19 protein-coding genes and 2 tRNA genes are annotated in these 19,223 nt (G+C 61.7%); 18 read left to right on the top strand and 3 right to left on the bottom strand.

Annotated elements, in window-relative coordinates; translation table 11 throughout:
* Positions 1–34: 34 nt before the first annotated feature.
* Together greA and GEV01_RS19915 are read left to right on the top strand one after the other, a co-directional pair.
* Positions 35–511, top strand: a complete 477-nt coding sequence (gene greA / locus GEV01_RS19920; protein WP_008447358.1) for a transcription elongation factor GreA — start codon at positions 35–37, stop codon at positions 509–511.
* Entirely contained in the window at positions 511–993 is a 483-nt protein-coding gene (locus GEV01_RS19915; RefSeq protein ID WP_070269461.1) for a DUF4149 domain-containing protein, read from the top strand. Before greA ends, GEV01_RS19915 begins: the two co-directional genes overlap by 1 nt.
* Before the next feature lie 63 nt (positions 994–1,056).
* On the opposite strand, the gene GEV01_RS19910 is transcribed toward GEV01_RS19915, so the two are convergent.
* The gene (locus GEV01_RS19910) at positions 1,057–1,527 is read right to left on the bottom strand and encodes a YhbY family RNA-binding protein (protein ID WP_117009902.1); all 471 of its coding nucleotides are present in this window, start codon (positions 1,525–1,527) and stop codon (positions 1,057–1,059) included.
* A gap of 43 nt (positions 1,528–1,570) precedes the next feature.
* Here GEV01_RS19910 and GEV01_RS19905 point away from each other — a divergent pair, with 43 nt between their 5' ends.
* The 6 genes from GEV01_RS19905 to GEV01_RS19880 all read left to right on the top strand — a co-directional run bounded on the left by GEV01_RS19905 (position 1,571) and on the right by GEV01_RS19880 (position 6,941).
* A complete protein-coding gene (locus GEV01_RS19905) occupies positions 1,571–2,272 on the top strand; it encodes an RlmE family RNA methyltransferase (RefSeq protein WP_152807304.1) in 702 nt (233 codons plus the stop codon).
* Positions 2,273–2,473: 201 nt separating this feature from the next.
* A complete protein-coding gene (ftsH, locus tag GEV01_RS19900) occupies positions 2,474–4,357 on the top strand; it encodes an ATP-dependent zinc metalloprotease FtsH (protein ID WP_328595565.1) in 1,884 nt (627 codons plus the stop codon).
* 73 nt (positions 4,358–4,430) lie between these two features.
* A complete protein-coding gene (gene folP, locus GEV01_RS19895) occupies positions 4,431–5,282 on the top strand; it encodes a dihydropteroate synthase (RefSeq protein WP_152807302.1) in 852 nt (283 codons plus the stop codon).
* A 12-nt stretch (positions 5,283–5,294) separates the two neighbouring features.
* Positions 5,295–6,644, top strand: coding sequence for a phosphoglucosamine mutase (gene glmM / locus GEV01_RS19890; RefSeq protein ID WP_152807301.1), 1,350 nt, complete (start codon positions 5,295–5,297; stop codon positions 6,642–6,644).
* A 71-nt stretch (positions 6,645–6,715) separates the two neighbouring features.
* A tRNA-Pro gene (locus GEV01_RS19885) sits at positions 6,716–6,792 on the top strand.
* 72 nt (positions 6,793–6,864) lie between these two features.
* A tRNA-Arg gene (locus tag GEV01_RS19880) sits at positions 6,865–6,941 on the top strand.
* A gap of 34 nt (positions 6,942–6,975) precedes the next feature.
* Here the strand turns inward: GEV01_RS19880 and GEV01_RS19875 are convergent.
* The gene (locus GEV01_RS19875; protein ID WP_152807300.1) at positions 6,976–7,962 is read right to left on the bottom strand and encodes a hypothetical protein; all 987 of its coding nucleotides are present in this window, start codon (positions 7,960–7,962) and stop codon (positions 6,976–6,978) included.
* A gap of 226 nt (positions 7,963–8,188) precedes the next feature.
* Between GEV01_RS19875 and GEV01_RS19870 the strand changes: the two genes are divergently transcribed.
* Positions 8,189–10,441: a zinc dependent phospholipase C family protein gene (locus tag GEV01_RS19870; RefSeq protein WP_152807299.1), complete on the top strand. Its 2,253-nt coding sequence runs from the start codon at positions 8,189–8,191 to the stop codon at positions 10,439–10,441.
* On the opposite strand, the gene GEV01_RS31165 is transcribed toward GEV01_RS19870, so the two are convergent.
* Positions 10,438–11,184: an XRE family transcriptional regulator gene (locus tag GEV01_RS31165; protein ID WP_152807298.1), complete on the bottom strand. Its 747-nt coding sequence runs from the start codon at positions 11,182–11,184 to the stop codon at positions 10,438–10,440. The two genes, GEV01_RS19870 and GEV01_RS31165, sit on opposite strands and share 4 nt — an antisense overlap.
* Positions 11,185–11,226: 42 nt before the next feature.
* Between GEV01_RS31165 and GEV01_RS19860 the strand changes: the two genes are divergently transcribed.
* The 9 genes from GEV01_RS19860 (at position 11,227) to GEV01_RS19825 (ending at position 19,222) form a co-directional block, all read left to right on the top strand.
* On the top strand, positions 11,227–12,177 hold the full coding sequence (locus GEV01_RS19860; RefSeq protein ID WP_152807297.1) for a DUF1376 domain-containing protein: 951 nt from the start codon (positions 11,227–11,229) through the stop codon (positions 12,175–12,177).
* A complete protein-coding gene (locus GEV01_RS19855; RefSeq protein ID WP_328595564.1) occupies positions 12,134–12,724 on the top strand; it encodes a hypothetical protein in 591 nt (196 codons plus the stop codon). The genes GEV01_RS19860 and GEV01_RS19855 overlap by 44 nt, the downstream gene beginning before the upstream one ends.
* Positions 12,725–12,737: 13 nt before the next feature.
* On the top strand, positions 12,738–13,340 hold the full coding sequence (locus tag GEV01_RS19850; protein WP_152807296.1) for a DNA-binding protein: 603 nt from the start codon (positions 12,738–12,740) through the stop codon (positions 13,338–13,340).
* 155 nt (positions 13,341–13,495) lie between these two features.
* The gene (locus GEV01_RS19845) at positions 13,496–14,335 is read left to right on the top strand and encodes a hypothetical protein (protein ID WP_152807295.1); all 840 of its coding nucleotides are present in this window, start codon (positions 13,496–13,498) and stop codon (positions 14,333–14,335) included.
* A gap of 63 nt (positions 14,336–14,398) precedes the next feature.
* Positions 14,399–16,267, top strand: coding sequence for a phage tail protein (locus GEV01_RS19840; protein WP_152807294.1), 1,869 nt, complete (start codon positions 14,399–14,401; stop codon positions 16,265–16,267).
* A 58-nt stretch (positions 16,268–16,325) separates the two neighbouring features.
* Positions 16,326–16,763: a hypothetical protein gene (locus tag GEV01_RS19835; RefSeq protein ID WP_152807293.1), complete on the top strand. Its 438-nt coding sequence runs from the start codon at positions 16,326–16,328 to the stop codon at positions 16,761–16,763.
* Positions 16,764–16,828: 65 nt separating this feature from the next.
* Positions 16,829–17,188 carry a hypothetical protein gene (locus tag GEV01_RS19830; protein ID WP_152807292.1) on the top strand — a complete coding sequence of 120 codons (360 nt, stop codon included), beginning with the start codon at positions 16,829–16,831 and terminating at the stop codon, positions 17,186–17,188.
* A 35-nt stretch (positions 17,189–17,223) separates the two neighbouring features.
* Positions 17,224–17,358: a hypothetical protein gene (locus GEV01_RS31340; protein WP_268878369.1), complete on the top strand. Its 135-nt coding sequence runs from the start codon at positions 17,224–17,226 to the stop codon at positions 17,356–17,358.
* Between the two features lie 22 nt (positions 17,359–17,380).
* Entirely contained in the window at positions 17,381–19,222 is a 1,842-nt protein-coding gene (locus GEV01_RS19825; RefSeq protein WP_152807291.1) for a phage tail tape measure protein, read from the top strand.
* Position 19,223: the final 1 nt, after the last annotated feature.

The following is a 19,223-nucleotide window of genomic DNA, read 5'->3' as shown; positions in this document are numbered from 1 at the left end:
GGTTTTCCATTGTAACAACAGAGTAAATATAAACATGACTTCAGTTCCACTTACCAAGTTCGGCGCAGAACTCCTGAAAGAAGAGTTGCACCAGTTGAAGACCAAAGAACGCCGTATCGTGATCGACGCGATTGCTGAAGCGCGTTCGCATGGCGATCTGTCGGAAAACGCCGAGTACGATGCCGCCAAGGAGCGCCAGGCGTTCGTCGAAGGCCGCATCGCGGAACTGGAAGGTAAGCTGAGCGCAGCACAAATCATCGACCCGACCACGCTGGACGCCGATGGCCGCGTGGTGTTCGCGTCGACCGTGGACCTGGAAGACCTGGATTCGGGCGCGAAAGTGACCTACCAGATCGTCGGCCTGGACGAAGCGGACCTGAAACTGAGCAAGGTATCGGTGACGTCGCCGATCGCCCGCGCGCTGATCGGCAAGTCGGCCGGCGACGTGGTGGAAGTGCAGGCGCCGTCCGGCCCGCGCGAATACGAAATCCTGGAAGTGCGTTACATCTGATGCTGCTCGCGCGTACACGTTTGCTGGTCGCGACGCTGTGGGCGGGCAGTCTGTGGGCAGTCGGCTATCTGGCCGCGCCGACGCTGTTCGCCACGCTGAGCGACCGGGTGCTGGCCGGCACGATAGCCGCCAGCCTGTTCAAGAATCAAGCCTGGCTGTCGATCGCCTGCGCGCTGGTGATGCTGGTGCTGCTGTGGGTCAGCAAGGGCGCCGAGACGGGCGGCATCTTCGCCGGTTCGGCCGCGAACTCGGCCGCCAAGACGCGCCGCACGCTGCTGGTGGTGGTCATCGCCATGCTGGGATGCACGCTGGTGTCGCACTTCGGCCTGCAACCGATGATGGCCGCATTGCGTGCCGCGGCGGGGCCGGGCGGTGTGATGGAAGGCGCCGCGAAGAATGAATTCGGCATGTTGCACGGCATTTCCAGCAGCATCTACCTGGTGCAGAGCTTGCTGGCCGCGTGGCTGGTGGTGAAACAGTAATACAGTAATAACGGTAATAACAGTTTCGTCCTTTCCCAGGCGGGAAAGGACGATGCATCAGGCTTACTTCGAGCCCAGTGCGCTCTTCTTGGTCGACTTCTGCAGTGGCTTGGCGCGTTTGATATTGCCGCCTTGCGTCACGCGTTCATTTCCCTTGAGCAGTACCTTGGTCACAGACGGGCGTTTGGTGCCGCTTGGGCTAGGCTTGACGATGGTGACTTCGCGCAGGCCTTTGCCGGAGGTCGAACGGGCTTTTTCCGTTTCAACCTTAGGGCGGTACAGCACCAGCAGCTTGCCGATGTGTTGCACAGGGGCCGCATCCAGCTTTTCGCAGATGGTGTCGTACATTTCGGCACGGGCTTCGCGGTCGTCGCCGAAGACGCGGACCTTGATCAGACCGTGCGAGTCCAGGCCCAGCGAGATTTCCTTGAGGACGTTGGCTGTCAGGCCTGCCTCGCCGATCAGGACGATAGGCTTGAGACCATGCGCTTCGGCGCGCAGAGCGCTGCGCTCAACAGGTGTAAGTTTTTGCATAATATATTTTTAGTGGTTCCCTTAAAGGCAGTATTCTACGCGAATGAAGAAGAAGAAATTAAACAAAAACTGGTTACACGACCACATTAACGACCCTTACGTGAAATTAGCGCAAAAAGAGGGCTACCGCGCCCGCGCCGCTTTCAAGCTCAAGGAGATCGATGAGGACGAGAACCTGATCAAGCCCGGCCAGGTCATTGTCGACCTCGGCTGCACTCCCGGCAGCTGGGGGCAATACGCGCGTCGCAAGCTGGCTGGCAAGGAGGGCGGGGGCATCAATGGCACGCTGATCGGCCTCGATCTGCTGCCGATGGAGCCGATCGCCGACTTCCACTTCATCCAGGGCGATTTCCGCGAGCCCGAGGTGCTGCAGATGCTGGAAGACCATGTCAAAGGTCAAAAAGTTGACTTGGTGTTATCGGATATGGCGCCCAACCTGTCCGGCATCCCCGATTCCGACGCCGCGCGCATGGAACATCTGATCGATTTGGCAATTGAATTCTCCCAGGCGCATTTGAAACCGACCGGCTCGCTGCTGGTGAAGTGTTTTAAAGACATGGGTTTTAACGACATCGTGCTCAAATTCCGCCGCGAATTCAAAACCGTGATCCAGAAAAAGCCGAAAGCCAGCCGCGACAAGTCGTCCGAGATTTTCCTGCTGGGCCGTGGCCTGAAAAACCCGACCGACGGCATGTTGTCGGCGCAACCGCTGGAATCTGACGAATTCCCCCTCGGACGCCCTTGATATTTGCCACTCGGGCCGCACATCGGCACGGTGCAGATCAGTTTTGACTTGATCGCACCGGTATTTTGGTCAAATAATGTGTTTTTTCGGCTGGAGTTTGGCCGCACGCGTAAGCGGGCTTCTGGCACCGCCTGCTTATTGCGAGTAAAATCGGGTTTCTAGCTATAGGTAAAAGATGCGCCCTGCATCCAAGGAGTTTTCGTGAATAACATGTTTTCCAAATCAGCCATCTGGGTAGTTGTCGTACTGCTCCTGCTCATGCTGTACAAGCAGTTCGATAGCCATGGCGTCGCAGGTGGCAGCAAAACCATCGCTTATTCCGAGCTGCTGGATGAAGTCAAGGCCAAGCGGATCAAGGATGTGCTGATCGAAGGTACGGCCATCACCGCCACCCGCAGCGACGACACCAAGGTGCGCGCCACCGCCACCGGCCTCGATCGCGGCCTGGTCGGCGATCTGCGCGACAACGGCGTGCACTTCGACGTGCGTCCGCCTGAAGAGCCATCGTTCCTGCAGCAAGTGTTCGTTTCCTGGTTCCCGATGCTGTTGCTGATCGGCGTGTGGATTTTCTTCATGCGCCAGATGCAGGGCGGCGGCAAGGGCGGCGCGTTCTCCTTCGGCAAATCGAAGGCGCGCATGATGGACGAAACCAATAACACCGTCACCTTCGCCGACGTCGCCGGTTGCGACGAAGCGAAGGAAGAAGTCAACGAAATCGTCGACTTCCTTAAAGACCCAAGTAAATTCCAGAAACTGGGCGGCCGCATTCCACGCGGCGTGCTGATGGTCGGTCCTCCGGGCACGGGTAAAACCCTGCTGGCGCGCGCCATCGCCGGCGAAGCCAAGGTGCCGTTCTTCTCGATCTCCGGTTCGGACTTCGTCGAGATGTTCGTCGGCGTGGGTGCATCCCGCGTGCGCGACATGTTCGAGAACGCCAAGAAGCATTCGCCGTGCATCATCTTCATCGACGAGATCGACGCTGTCGGCCGCCATCGCGGCGCCGGCATGGGCGGCGGTAACGATGAGCGCGAACAGACGCTGAACCAGTTGCTGGTGGAAATGGACGGCTTCGAAGCCTCGTCCGGCGTGATCGTGGTGGCTGCCACCAACCGCGCCGACGTGCTGGACAAGGCGCTGCTGCGTCCGGGCCGTTTCGACCGTCAAGTATCGGTCGGCCTGCCGGACATCCGCGGCCGCGAACAGATCCTGAACGTGCACATGCGCAAAGTGCCTATCGGTACCGACGTCAAGGCCGACATCCTGGCCCGTGGCACCCCTGGCTTCTCGGGCGCCGACTTGGCCAACCTGGTCAACGAGGCTGCGCTGTTCGCCGCGCGCCGCAGCAAGCGCCTGGTCGACATGATCGACTTCGAAGATGCCAAGGACAAGATCTTCATGGGCCCTGAGCGCAAGTCGATGGTCATCCGCGAGGAAGAGCGTCGCAACACCGCGTACCACGAGTCCGGCCACGCCGTGGTCGCCAAGCTGCTGCCTAAGGCCGATCCGGTCCACAAAGTGACCATCATGCCGCGCGGCTGGGCACTGGGCCTGACCTGGCAGCTGCCTGAGCACGACAATATCTCGGGCTACAAGGACAAGATGCTGGAAGAGATTTCCATCCTGTTCGGCGGCCGTATCGCCGAAGAGATCTTCGTCGGCCAGATGTCGACCGGCGCCTCGAACGACTTCTCGCGCGCCACCAAGCTGGCCCGCTCGATGGTGACGCGCTTCGGCATGTCCGACAGCATGGGCGTGATGGTCTACGAAGACAGCCAGAACGACGGCTTCTTCGGCGGCGCATCGAAGACGATTTCCGAAGCTACCCAGCAAATGGTCGACGCCGAGATCCGCGCCATCCTGGATCAGCAATATCAACTGGCGCGCAAGCTGCTGGAAGAGAACCGCGAGAAGGTCGAAGTGATGACCAAGGCGCTGATGGAGTGGGAAACCATCGATGCCGACCAGATCAACGACATCATGGCCGGCCTGGAGCCGCGTGCACCGAAAGCCGGCGTGACCATCCGCAAGCAGCCGCCTAGCGATGGTGGCTCGGGCGTGTCGCCCAGCGTGACCGCGCCAGCCTGATACGTGGCTGCGCAGTAGCATAGAGGGGTGGGGAGCAATCCTCGCCCTTTTTTTATTTTTCTTCCGGTTTCACATGCGATCTACATTACAGTTCGGCCGTTTCAACTATCCGTGGCGGGGCGATCGCGTCCGCGCCCGCGTGATGGGCATCCTCAACGTCACCCCCGATTCGTTTTCCGACGGCGGCCAGCACCAGTCGCTGGAGTTCGCCATCTCCCATGCCGAGCAGATGATATTGGACGGCGTCGATATCATCGACGTCGGCGGCGAATCCAGTCGCCCCGGGGCGCCGCCGCTGCCGCTGGAGCAGGAGCTGCAGCGCGTGATGCCGGTGCTGTACGCGCTGCGCGATATCGGCCCGGCCATCTCGGTCGACACCTACAAGCCGCAAGTGATGCGCGAAGCCATCATCGCCGGCGTCGACATGATCAACGACATCAACGGCTTCCGCGCGCCCGGCGCCATCGATGCGGTGCGCGACAGCGACTGCGGCTTGTGTATCATGCACATGCAAAGCGATCCGCAGCATATGCAACTGGCGCCCAGCTACACCGACGTGGTGGCCGAAGTCATCGCTTTCCTGCGCGAGCGCATCGCCACGCTGACGGCGGCCGGCATTGATCCGCGTCGCCTGTGCATCGATCCGGGTTTTGGATTTGGCAAGACTGTGGAGCATAATTACGCCTTGTTGAAAGCCACCGGGCAATTGATCGCGGAACTGAATGTGCCGCTGCTGGCCGGCCTGTCGCGCAAGTCCATGGTGGGCGCGGTGACGGGCAAACCGGTCGAGCAGCGCATGGCCGGCAGCGTCGGCGGCGCACTGGCGGCGGTGGCGCAGGGCGCGCTGATCGTGCGCGTGCACGATGTGGCGGAAACGGTGGATGCGCTAAAAGTATGGCAGGCAGGATTTAACCTACAACGATAAAGAGAATACACAATGTCACGTAAATATTTTGGAACTGACGGCATCCGCGGCCTGGTTGGCGTCACCCCGATCACGCCGGACTTCGTCATGCGCCTCGGCTACGCGGCCGGCAAGGTGCTGGCCGGCGCGCGCAGCGGCGCGGTGCGTCCGACCGTCCTGATCGGCAAGGACACCCGCATTTCCGGCTACATGCTGGAAGCGGCGCTGGAGGCGGGCTTCTCGGCCGCTGGCGTCGACGTCATGCTGGCCGGTCCGATGCCGACCCCGGCCATCGCCTACCTGACGCGCGCGCTGCGCCTGTCGGCCGGCGTGGTGATCTCGGCGTCGCACAACCCGTTCCAGGACAACGGCATCAAATTCTTCTCCGACCAGGGCACCAAGCTGCCGGACTCGGTCGAGCTGGAAATCGAAGCCGCGCTGGACGAGCCGATGGCCTGCGTGGCCTCGGAAAAACTGGGCCGCGCCAAGCGCCTGGACGATGCCCAGGGCCGCTACATCGAATTCTGCAAGAGCACCTTCCCGAACGAGCTGGACCTGCGTGGCCTGAAGCTGGTGGTCGATTGCGCCCACGGCGCCGCCTACAATATCGCTCCGCACGTGTTCCACGAGCTGGGCGCTGAAGTCATCGCCATCGGCAACAAGCCGGACGGCTTCAACATCAACCTGGGTCACGGCGCCACCGCGCCGGACGCCATGGCCGCCGCCGTGCGCGCCCACGGCGCCGACCTCGGCATCGCGCTGGACGGCGACGCCGACCGCCTGATCATGTGCGACGCCAACGGCCGCCTGTACAACGGCGACGAGCTGCTGTACCTGATGGTCATGGATCGCCTGGCGACCGGCCCGGTGGCCGGCGCGGTCGGCACCTTGATGACCAATATGGCGGTCGAAGTGGCGCTGAAAGAGAAGGGTATCGGCTTCGCGCGTGCCAAGGTCGGCGACCGCTACGTGCTGGAAGTGATGAAGGACAAGGGCTGGCTGCTGGGCGGCGAGGGCTCGGGCCACCTGCTGTGCCTGGACAAGCACACCACCGGCGACGGCATCATCTCGGCGCTGCAAGTGCTGTCGGCGCTGAAGCGCGCCGGCAAATCGCTGGAGCAGTGCGCCGGCGACCTGGTGATCTTCCCGCAGACCCTGGTCAACGTGCGTGTCTCGCCAGGCTTCGACTGGACCAAGAACGCCGCCATGGTGGCAGAAAAGGAATTGGTCGAGCGCGAGCTGGGCGACAGCGGCCGCGTGCTGATCCGCGCCTCCGGCACGGAACCTTTAATACGCGTGATGGTCGAAGCACGTAATGCCGACGATGCGCAGTCGATGGCGCGCCGCATCGCCGACAAGGTGGATGCGCAGCTGGCTGCGTAAAATTTCAGCAGTGTAATAAATCGCCTGCCTGTCATTGACGTAGGGAGGGGCAGGCGTTAGAATACTGTCTTCGGAGTGTGGCGCAGCCCGGTAGCGCACCTGGTTTGGGACCAGGGGGTCCAAGGTTCGAATCCTTGTACTCCGACCAAGAACTTTTAAAACGGGTTGTCGAAAGACAGCCCGTTTTTCATTTCCGTGACGTATTCTCGTCGCGACATATCTGCCCATAGCTCAGTTGGATAGAGCATCAGCCTTCTAAGCTGAGGGTCGCAGGTTCGATTCCTGCTGGGCAGGCCAAAATCCTATTTGAAATCAGAAGTTCAAGCTCAGCTCATGCTGCTTTAAGCGGCAGCGATGCGCTATTTTTCGTCTTGCCGGAGTCTGTCGCAGGTTTCACTTCCTTATACCACTTCTCCAACTCCGAGTCGGTTGCAATATCATCAATATTAAATCCCAGCATAAAAAATGCCTTATCCACTGTGCGAAACTGCTCTTGGGTAATAATTTCATTTTTGAAGTGCACCTCCGTTATGTATCTTATTACCCATGAGGCATATTTATTTGCGACCATGGCACGGGCATCATTTTTTCCTGCTGAATAAGTTTTTAATCCAAGAATTTTCTTCGTCGCTTTGTTCGGAACACGTATATTTGTATTTTTTCCAGCGAAAAATAGCATTTTTGATGTCAGCTCCTTAAATGAAGGCTGGTTTTTCTCCGGCAGAGTACAATAAAATTTTATTAAAATGTAATTCAAAAAAGCGGCGCACCTGGAATCGTAAATTGTGACGAAATTGGATGCAAAAGAGTAAACTTTCGTCCATCCAGCGGACCAGATCAATTGTGTGCCTGGCAATGTAATTTCATTGTCATTGTTTAGCCACGCAATTGAATTTTGAAGATGTGATGTCAGCATATTTTCATCGTGCATAGAAAATGCTTTTTCAATATTGCTGTCTTGAACGTTGCCCCAATCAAAAATTTTAATGCAGCTTAAAAGCAAATCAGTTTCACTCATTCCAGAGATTGAGTTTCCCAAAGATTGGTTTCCACCAAATACGGTGTCATCGACAATGCGCTTTCCCGCAGAATGATATTTCCCTTTTGGAATGCTGTTGGCAGTGCTGATGAAATCAATTTCCTTAACTGGATGGGCATCGGTTTCAAGATTTTTCGCTGCTTTGGAACCATAATTTACGGTATATAATGTCTTGGAAATTTGTGTTTGATAAAATTTATAAAATTCAAGAGTGTTTAATAATTTTTTGACGGCAGAGTAACTGGGAAGTGACGAAGTGTCTGATTTTTTAAGACTCATTTTGCTTATGCAGTTGGGTGTTTGGGAATTATGAATTTAAGCTATGTCCAAAGAGAATCGTGCCGGTGTTTTCCCTGTGAATGCCTGGCAAGTATTTTAAGCTACAACGCTAGTCGCCGAAACTACACGCTGTTGTTTCTTTGATAAAAATGAGAATTGGTGATATTTGGAGTGATGCCTTTATGCAAAGCTACTTGCTCTCAAGTTGAAAACCAAGGAGCTCGACGTGGAAAAGAAACCGTTGTTCCTCGCAAGTCCACTTCGTTCAGCTCTCGCCCTCTGTTTTCTTGCCGCAAGCATGGCGCCGGCGCATGGATTCGGCCTGAAGACCCACTTGTGGATAGCGCAGTCCATGCTAGCCGAGTTGCAAAACGGCTGCAGCTTCGAGATCGGCACCGTGCCGATTTCCATCGATGCCCAGCTGTGCCGCAGCATCCAACAGCATCCGAAAGCGTTCATGGCCGGGGTTCTGGGGCCCGACGCTTACCCTGATCTCGTCACTGGACAAATCACCACCCATCCCGGCATCCCGGGCGACTGGCAAACCAGCGATTGGCTGCGGCATATTTATGGACAGGCCAAGGAGGGCCCGGAACTGGCGTTTGCTGCCGGCTACCTGACCCACGCGGCCTCCGATGTGTTTGCCCACAGCTACGTCAACGCCTACGCGGGCGATATCTTTGTGCTGTCGGATGAGCGTGCGGTCGAGCGCCGCCATTTTGTGCTGGAAAAATACATCGACAGCAAGCTGCCTGGCTTCGCCTTCGACCGCCGCGAGCTGGAGCCGCCAGCGGAGTTTGTCCGCGACAAGCTGATCTACGACATCAACGCCGGCCGCCTGGCGCGCAAGGCGCAATACGCACCGCATATCGTCGCCATGCAGGCGGCGCGCGCGGCGATACGCAGCGCAAACCGCGATATCGACAAGCTGGAGCTCGATTCCTCCGGCGCGCTCAAAGAGGTGCGTGCGGAGCAGCTCCAGGCCGAGACCGGTATCGCGCAGGACCAGCCGCAACTGGCCCTGGCTGAGGCCAGCCTTCGAACGAGCGAAGACCGGCTGGCCCAGCGACAAAATGACTTTGATCAGGCCAGCACCGCGTTGCAGAGCGCGACGGCAGCGTTCAATGTGGAGGCGCCTTCGGCCGCCGTCAGGGCCCTGAGGTTTGCCGCGCAAGTCCAGCATGACGCGCAGCTCAAGCGCCTCAACGAGGAGCAGGGCTTGACCGGCGCGGCGCGCGCCAAGGTCGAGGTGCTGCGGGCCAGGCTCGCGAAGTGGCGCGATCAACTCGCCACTGCCGCATCGATCAGGCAGACGATGCAGGAACTGATCGCGGGTTCGAGCTTCTTGTCCGGCTATATGAAAAACTGGGAAGAGGGATTGGACGTCGCCGGCCGTGAGTACATCAATACCTCGCACCGCGTGGTGCTCGGCACGCTGGACCACCAATCGTCGTTCGTCAGGGAATATCAGAACTGGTACAAGTGCTATGGCAGTGCCTTCACGCCGGTGCCGTATCAATTCGGCGATGCCGTATGCGAGGGCAAGAGGTTTTATATCGAGCTCAAGAGCAAGCTGGAGGAGCAGGTGTTGCATGCGCTGCCGCCGCGCTTCGCGCACCTGGTCCAACGTTACATCGAGATCAAGAAGTGGATACGGGAGAAGGTCAAGCACGAACTCGATGAAGCGGCGCTGGCCTTTGAGAAACTGATCGCGCCTGACAAGACCACGGGCGATTTCATCGCGCTGCTGGCGCGGCCTGAGTATGCCACCGAAGCCAAACTCGACGAGGTGTTCGCCACGACCGCGGACGCCAACGGCAAGCAGCTGCTGGAATTCGCTTCCATGCACAGCTTTGTGAACAGCGACATCGGCTTGCAAGGCGACACATTGAATCCGGCGATGTTCAACGCGCTGCGCCATGCGCTGAGCTTGTCCAAGCTGTCGTTGGTAGGTCACACGGGCGTCCGGCGTATCGTCTGGGTGCTGGGCGGCGACCCCGATCTCCTCACGCCGCCTGCTGATGTGGGCGAGCGCTATTCAGTACTCTATTCCATGGTCCGCTCAATCGACGGCAACCAGCAATGGCAACCCTATGGCTTGCCTTATGCGCGACAGGATGGCGGCGCTACGCCGGATGCTGCTGAACGCAGATATGGCTACGGCCCGGAAGACAGTGCCAGGGGCTTCGAACTGTTCACTATTCCCTCGCTGCGCACCACCGTGTTCCCGCGGATTTTTAGCGCCAATGCCGCAGGGGAGGCCGGCATTGCAGGCAGTCTCATGAGGCACCCGAAGCTGGCCGAATATCCATTCAAGGAATGCCGGCAGCACCCGTTCCCGCGCACCTTTAACGACGATGGAACGCCGCTGCTTGAGGATTGCGCATGCCAGGAGAGCCTTGCCCTGGCGATGCCTTCCGCACCAACGATAGGCGAGTCCGTGCGCAGGGTCGCGAGCTGGCTCGGCTTCGGACCCTAGATCCGGTCCGTCTCTCGCCGCACCACTCGCCCGATGATGATGCACTCACCCTCGCGGCAGCTCTTGCGGCGGTGGCGTTGCTGGTCCTGGTTGTCCGAGGTCAGCCACCAGTCGCCGCGGTCGCGCGTCAGGCGCTTGACCACGGCCTGGCCTTCGTAGTTGACGGCAAACACGACGCCGTCCTCCATCGCCGTGTCGGCGGTGTTGATGATCACCAGGTCCCCCGCGTACAGATTGGGCTCCATGCTCTCGCCCTTGACCGCGATGGCGATCAGCCGTTCCGGGATGTAGCCGTGGCGGTCGGCCCAGTTCTTGGAAACGCTTAATTTGCTACCGTCGTAAATCTCTGGAACAGTTTGAAAGCCCGTCATACCTGCCGATAGCTGAAGTTGCACTTTGCGAATTTCGTAAAAATCTGGATCGCCCGCATCCGCCACCACCACCTGCCGATATTCCCGTTCGACGCCGCCGCCGCTGCGCGCCCGCGGCTCGCGGCCTTCATGCAGCCATTCGAACCTCACATTGCAGGTCGCCGCCAGCTGGGCCAGCGTCTGCGTCTCCGGGCCTTTCTTGCCCACGCCCTTGAGTATGCGGTTGATCGTCGGCTGCGGTACGCCGGAGGCGCGCGCGAGGGCGCTCTGGGTGGTGAACCCAGCCTCTTTCATAGCTTCATCGAGTCTGCTTGCGATATCCATGGCACGAACTATACGTGCATGAATAAAAATACGCAATAATTTATTCATTCAGGTATTGATTGGCTATCCATTCGCGTATATTCTGTGTCCATGAATAAAAACATTTCGAATTTCCCACGTTCCAACCACTTGCCCATGCCGCTGACGCCGGGCGACTGCGACCTGCGCGATTTCACCTTCATGCCGCTCGATGTGCTGCGGCTGCGCGACAGCGATATCTCGGCCATCGTCAGCGGCGACGAGTTCCGCGCCGCCGTGCTGCTGTGGTGCGCGTCGTGGCATCAGATTCCCGCCGCCAGCATTCCCGACGACGACGTGGTGCTGGCGCAGCTGGCCGGCTATGGGCGCGTCGTCCGTGAGTGGAGCAAGCTGCGCGCCGGCGCGCTGCACGGCTGGATCAAGTGCGCGGACGGCCGCCTGTACCACCCCATCGTGGCGGAGAAGGCCAACGAAGCCTGGCAGGCCAAGCGCGCCCAGCGCTGGAAGACTGAGTGCGCGCGCATCAAGAAGCACAACCAGCGCCACGGCCAGGACTTGCCGTTCCCCACGCTGGAAGCATTCCTGGCCGACGACGGGGCGCCACTGTCCCGCGCTTGTCCCCCGGGACCGGCCTTCCAAGAGACAGAGACAGGGACAGAGACAGGGAAAAGTTTACAAGCCAGAGCACAGGCCGCAGACGACGCTCCGCCGCCGCCCATGTCCCGCATCGGCGAGCTGTGCCGGCGACTGCGCCAGCTCGGCATTGCCGCCGCGCCGGGCCTGTTCGCCAAGCCGGGCTGGGCGCCGGTGCTGCAACGGCTGGACGATGAGTTCATCGTCGCCGTGGTGGCGCAGAAGCTGCGCGCCCATCCAGGCGAACATTTCAGCGCCGCTTATTTCTTGCCGGTCTTGAGCGACTTGATGCGCAACCCAGGCAAACCCGCCCAACCATCTTTCGGAGGAACCCATGCAGAACGCCAGCGCGTACTTGACCAACTCACGGGCCGCCACGGCGGCGGTGAACAGCACACCATCGACGGCCAAGCCCGTCTCGTCGGATAGCGTGGAGCGCCTGTTCGCGGAATTCGAGCTGCTGTACGGCAGCCGCCTGGCCGACCTGTGGCGCGGCACCGACGTGCGCGGCGTCAAGGAGAACTGGCGCAGCAAGCTGGCCGGGATGTCGATGGGCGAAGTGCGGCGCGGCGTGGCCGCCTGCCTGGCCCGGCCGTGGCCGCCGACGCTGCCGGAGTTCCTGCAGCTGTGCCGGCCGCCGACGGATGCCGAGTCCATGTTCGCCGAGGCGCAATGCCAGGTCAGCCGCCGCGCTTTCGGCGACGACCACTGGCCCTGCAAGGCGCTGTACTGGGCCGCCGTCGAATTCACCTTTGCCGATCTGCGCGCGCTGGCCTGGCCGAACGCCCGCGCCCGCTGGACCCGCATCCTGACCGCCAAGCTGGCGCACGAGCACGAACTGGCCGACGTACCGCGCCCGGTGCCCGCGCTGCCGGCGCCGGGACAGGCGCTGACCGATGTGCACACCGCCCGCATGCGGCTGCAGGAAATCAAGGCGCTATTGAAGAACAACCCAACCAATGCCAGCAACACTTAAGGAGTACAGACCTATGTTCGTAATCGAAGAAGAAGCACTGTTCAGCAGCGCACACGCCGCGCTGGTTTTCGCATTTAATTTCTCCGGCCAGCAGTACGACAAGTCCATGATGGCGCGCATGGCCTCCGGACCGACCAAGGAAGGGAAGGGCCTGGGCGGCCTCGATGGCGCGGCCCAGGCCGGCATGATACGGGCCGAGCTCGATCGTCTCGATCCGATGCTGATGCACATCCTGATCGCGCGCGTGGCGCCGCCGGCCGTGCCTTGCGATTGCGGTCGCAACTGCTGCGCCGGTTCCAAGCCGAACAAGGTGTGGGTCGACGCCATCCTGTTCCTGACCGAGCGCGCGCTGGGCGAGATGTCCGGCCTGCTGTCGCACTATCTGCTTCGCCGCGGCATCATCGAGCGCTGCTTCGGCATCAAGCACAACCTGGCCGACCTGGCCGACCAGTGCGGCGTGCATCGCGATACCGCCAGCGCGCACAACGCCAAGCTGGTGCGTTGGCTGAAGGGCGCACCTGCCAAAGGCCGCATGCCGGCCGTCAGCGGCGCCGAGCACAAGGCGTGGATCGCCGTCGGCGAATTGCTGCAACAAACAAAAATGATCGATTTTTAAAAAAGTGCTTGACCGTTCCGCAAAACACGCGGAGAATAGGTCTCACTTTGATAAGTTCAAGAAGTACGTCAAAAACCCGCCTAGTGCGGGTTTTTGCATTTCTGCGGCATTTTTTTCCTCGCGCCGCTCCCTCCCTTTCTTTTCTGGTGAACCCCATGGCCGATCAAACTGATGTCGCCCAAGCGCTGGTGGCGGCGATCAGCGCCGCCGTTTATCCCAACGGTATCGGCGCTGCCTCCGTCACCGGCGTTACCGCCGTGATCTACGCGGGCTGGCCCAACGCCGCCACGCTCAACGCCGACCTGACCGCCGGCAAGGCCCACGTGTCGGTATTCCCGACCGCCACCGAACGCGTCACGCAACCGGCCTGCAGCGACTGGATGGCGCAAGCCATTCCAAGCTCGACGCTGAGCCTGACTGTCGGCGCCGGCACCGTGACGGTGGCGGGCACGCCGGCGGCGGGGCAGAACGCCGCCGTGCTGGCGGACGGCCTGCCGGTGGTCTACGCGGTGCGCGCCGGCGATACGCCGACCGCCGTCGCCACTGGCCTGGCCGCGCTGCTCAATGCGCAGCGCCCGGCCAGCAACGTCGGCGCCGTCGTCAGCGTGCCAGGCGTGCGCAAGTTGGTGGCGCGGGTCGGCGTCGGCGGCAGCAATATGCGCGTGCTGCGCCGGCAGGAAAAAGTGTTCCAGATTTCGGTCTGGGCCAACAGCGCCGCCGCGCGCGATCCGCTGGCCGCCGCCATCGACGTGGCGCTGGCCGGCGCCTGGCGCGTCGCGCTGGCCGACGGCACCAACGGCACCTTGCGCTACAAGCGCAGCGTGCAAAACGATGCGATGGAAAATGCCACCATTTTCCGTCGCGATATTCTCTATGCCGTGGAGTACGCCATCACGGATAGTGCCAGCGCAACCCAGATCGTCGCCGAACAGCTCGGCGTCGCGATGCAGTTCGCAACAGGTGGGCAGTACGGCGCGACGACGCTGTATTCGTAACGCCGTCTTCCACCTGCTTTCTTGCCCGCCATGTGCGGGCTTTTTTATTTTTAGGAGGCTTACATGCCGGTATCACAGCAAGGCGCCATCAACACGACGGCGCTGATCGTTCCAGATCTCTACGTACAGATAGTGCCGCCCAGCGTGTCACTGCTGAATGGCGTGCCGACCAATGTGCTCGGCATTGTCGGCACCGCCCAGTGGGGCCCGGTCAATTCCGCATCCCCGGTGGGCAGCACCGCCGACTATGCGCGCATCCACGGCTCGCTGCAGAACCGCAAGTACGACATGGGCACCGCCCTGGCGGCCGCGGTCCAGCAGGGCGCCGCCAGCATGCGCTGCGTGCGCGTGACCGACGGCACCGACACGGCCGCCACCGCAGCCATCCAGTCGGCCGGCATCGCCGCGACCGGCTCGGTGGCGTTCACCGCCAATCCGGTGGCCGCCACCACGCTGACGCTGGCCGGCACCGTGGTGACTTTCGTCGCCAGCGGTGCGGTCGGCAACCAGGTCAACATCGGCGCCTCGCTGAGCGCGACGCTGGCGACGCTGCTGGCCTTCCTGCAGGCTTCGCTGGACGTCAACATCGACAAGTTCACCTTTGCGCTCAATGCCAATACCCTGAACCTGGCGGCGCTGGTGCCCGGCGTCGCCGGCAATACGCTGACCGTGGCCACCACCGTGGCGGGCGCCACCGCATCCGGCGCCACGCTGGCCGGCGGCGTGGCCGGCACCCCGGCGCTGACGCTGAGCGGCAAGTACACCGGCTCGCTGGGCAACAGCCTGCAAGCCACCATCGCCGCCGGCAGCCAGACCGGCACCGCCAAGGTGACGCTGGCGCTGTCCGGTTTCGCGCCCGAGGTGTTCGACAACATCCCCGGCGCCGGCAATGCGCTGTGGGTGAATATGGCGGCGGCCATTAACAACGGCAACAGCGTGGCGCGTCCGGCGTCGGTGCTGGTGTCGGCGGTTGCCGGCGCGGCCATCGGCGTGCCGGCCTATGCCAGCTCGAACTTCGCCGGCGGCACCGACGGCGCCAACAACATCACCGGCGCGCTGCTGCTCGGTTCCGACCTGGGCAGTCGCACCGGCATGTACAGCCTGCGCAGTTCCGGCGCGGCGGTGGCCATGCTGACCGACTGCGACGACATCAGCACCTTCGCGGCACAGGCTGCGTTCGGCCTGTCCGAAGGCATCTACATGGTCGGCGTGACGCCGCAGGGCGATACCCCGGCGGCTGCTGCGGCGGCCAAGGCCACCGCCAACATCGATTCGTATGCGTTCAAGCTGCTGCTGGGCGACTGGGTCTACTGGAGCGATCCGGTCAACTCGATCACCCGCGTCATCTCGCCGCAAGCGTTCGTGGCGGGCCTGCTGGCCAACCTGTCGCCGGAGCAGTCCAGCCTGAACAAGGCCTTGTACGGCATCGTCGCCACCCAGCGCAGCATCCAGAGCCGTCCGTACGCGGCGGCCGAGCTGCAGGTGCTGGGCCAGGCGGGCATCGACGTGATCGCCAATCCGGTGCCGGGCGGCGCTTACTTCGGTACGCGCTTCGGCCACAACACCTCGTCCAACCCGGTGACCAACGGCGACAACTACACGCGCATGACCAACTACATCGCCTACACGCTGAATGCGGGCATGGGCAAGTTCGTCGGCCGCCTGCAGTCCAGCCGTTCCGACGATCCGACCCGTCTGCAGGCCAAGGCCACCGTCGACGGCTTCCTGGCCAATATGCGGCAGCAGGGCCAGGTGGCGGACTTCTCCACCATCTGCGACCTGAGCAACAACCTGGCGCCGCGCATCGCCACCGGCTACATGCAGATGGACGCCAAGGTGCAGTACCTGTCGGTGGTCGAGAAGTTCCTGATCAACATGGAGGGCGGCCAGTCGGTGCAGGTCGCCCGCACCAGCACCGTGGCCGCCAACTAAGGCGGTTTTCATTTTCATCCATGCCGCCTGAGGGCGGCTTTTTTATTTGGAGCGACATATGTCGGCAGCAAATCAAACCCTGGGCAAGGACATCCGCGTCGTCATCACGACGGCCAGCGGCAACCTGAACATTCCCACCACGGCGATCATGAAGTTCGACGCCCAACCTGTCACCACCGAGGAAAAGCGCACCGGCCTGGACGGCGAAGCGCGCCACACGGTCACGCACAACGGCTGGAAGGGCTCGTTCGAAATCGACCGCTTCGACAGCACGCTGGACGACTTCTGGGCCCAGGCCGAAGCCAACTACTACAACGGCATGAACGTGCCGTACGGCTTCATCCAGGAAACCATCCAGGAACCCAACGGCGGCGTCTCGCAGTACCGCTATGAAAAAGTGGTCTACAAGCTGACCGAGCTGGGCGCCCGCGAAGGCGACAAGACCGTCAAGATGAAACTGGAATTCATGGCCTCGCGCCGCTTGAAAGTCCAGTAAGCCCGTGCTGCAAGGCGCGCGTCCATACGGCCGCGCGCCATTTTTTTTATCGAACAGGAACTGCAATGAACAAACCAACTATTTCCATCGAGACGGTGTCGGACGACATCGTCAAGGCCGCCAACGCGGTCGCCACCGTCGTTGCGGGCGGCCTGCGCATCGGCCTGAAAAAGCCCAACGTGCTGCGCCAGTACCAGATCGTCGAAACGGTCGGCGCTTCGGCGCGCAACGAGGTCTACATGGGCATGGTCATGCCGCTGCTGTGGGTGACGCAGATCGACGGCGACGACCAGCCGCCGCCTTCGACCAAGCGCGAGCTGGAAGCGCTGATCTCGCGCCTGGGCGAGGACGGCATCAGCGCCGTCATGGGCCATGTGGCGGAGCAGGCCGACGCCGCCGTGTCCGAGGCCGCCGTAAAAAACTAGCACGGAACCCCGCATTCGCCACGGTCGTGTACCTGGTGAAGAACGGGGTTCCGTTCGATGTGGCGCTGAGCCTGCCGGAAGAGGTCGGCACTGCCTGGGCCATCGCCCTGGGCGAGCAAGAGGGCGGCGAATTCGATTTCGCCGCGATGCGCTGGATGCCCAGGAAGTAGGGCGCGGTTTACAGGAGTTCCCATGGCAAAACCATACCAAATGATGTTGAAGTTACAGCTGTCCAATGGCGCCAGCAAGGGCTTGCGGGAGATCGCGAAGGCGCTGAAGCTGGTCGAAGATGGCGCGGGCAGGGCGCAGAAGAACCTGTCCGCGCTGGAGGAGATACTGGCCAAGCTCAAGGGCAAGGACGACGAGAAGGACAAGAAGAAAAAGACTGGCGAAGCGATGGCCGGCGTCGCCGACAAGATGTTCGGCGCGCTCAAGTCGCCGTACGAGGCGGCGGCGGAGGCCGCGCAGGCGCAGTCGGATTTCGAGACGCTCAACCTGGGCGCGCAGAACAATGCCGCCGTGTATGCCAAGGCGGCCGCGCTGTCGCACAAGACGCTGGGCACCGGCATTGCCGACAACATCTCCCGCATACGCGAGCTGAACGATGCACTCGGCGACTTGCCGAAATCGCTGGCCCTGTCGGAGGACTTTGCCAAATACTCGTTCGCGGCCAAGGTCGCCAACGGCGGCAAGGACGTCGAGGGGCAGACCGCGAATGCCGCCAAGGCGCTGGCCTTGCGCGGCACGCCTGTCACCGGCGCCGAGGCGGTGATGCGCAGCGAGCTGGATTTGCAATCGAAGGTGAATTTCGCCACCAGCGGCAAGGTCAATGGTGCGGAATTCGTGGCTGCCGCCAAGGCCGGCAAGCAGGCGTATCAGCATTTCGACAAGGAGTATCTGTACGGCCAGTTCTCCGCCTACATGGCGCAGGAGTCCGGCGAGACGGCCGGCGCCAATGCACAGGGCGCCTACGCGACGCTGGTGGGCGGCGGCATGGACGGCAAGGCCAAGGGCTTCCTGTCCCAGCTGGGCCTGCTGCAAGCGCGTGGCAAGGGCAAAGGCGGCAAGGGCGGCGAGGCCGGCCTGAGCGCGGCCAACACCGCGTTGATGGAGCACCGTCCCGACAAATTCATCGCCGAGGTGCTGGCGCCGGCGATCCGCAAGAAGTACGGCAAGATCGACGACGTCAAGATGGTGTCGCTGCTGTCGAAAAACTTTGACGAGCACACCGCGAGCTTTATCGGCGACCAGATCGTCAACCAGCCGCGTTTGCAATCCCAGACGCAGAAGTTTCAGCAGGCCAGCAACTACGGCAGCGCTTACCAGCAGTACCTGAAATCGCCGAAGGGCGCGGAGCTGGCGGCGGCGCAGGCGTGGAAGAATTTGCTGACCGTGATCGGCAGCGTGTACCTGCCCAAAGTCACCGACGCCTTGCTGTTCTTCGCGAAGGCCATGGACAAACTGGGCAACTGGCTGGGGCGCTTCCCGGTGCTGACGCAGATTGCGGTTGGCGCCTTCGCCTTGCTGGCCGGCGCGCTGAAGATAGGCGGCACGGTACTCGCGTTGGGTGGTAATTTTTCCTGGCTGGGCAAGGCTGCCAAGCAAGTCTGGCCGGTGCTGCGGATGATAGTCGGGGGCATTGTCGCGTTCGGCGAAGCAGCAGCGGCGTTGCTGACGCCGGTAGGCGCGGTGATTGCCGCCATCGTCGCGCTGGGTGCTGTGATCGCCGGCGCCTGGTACTGGTTCCACAAGGATGCGCCCAAGCCCAATGCGCCAGCCATTCCTGCTGGCGCAACGGCGACGGGCGCGGTTGCCGCGCCGCGCAGCTTGCCGCCCGTCGCACCGCGCATGGCCATCAACGCGGTGCCGCCGCCCGCGCCGGCGCCGGTGTTCAAGGTCGAGAACAAGCTCGACTATCGCGGCATCACCACCCGCGTGCTCCAGGAAGCGGGCGCGCGGATGGCCGGGCCGCCCACCGGTCCCAACAACTTCGACGGCACGATGAACCTCGCCTCCGTCGCCTACGCAGGATAGA

The sequence above is a fragment of the Rugamonas rivuli genome, assembly GCF_009380165.1.
GTDB classification, from domain to species: domain Bacteria; phylum Pseudomonadota; class Gammaproteobacteria; order Burkholderiales; family Burkholderiaceae_D; genus Rugamonas; species Rugamonas rivuli.
The sequence above is the reverse complement of the archived record's forward strand: the minus strand, read 5'-3'. Positions and strand labels throughout refer to the sequence as shown.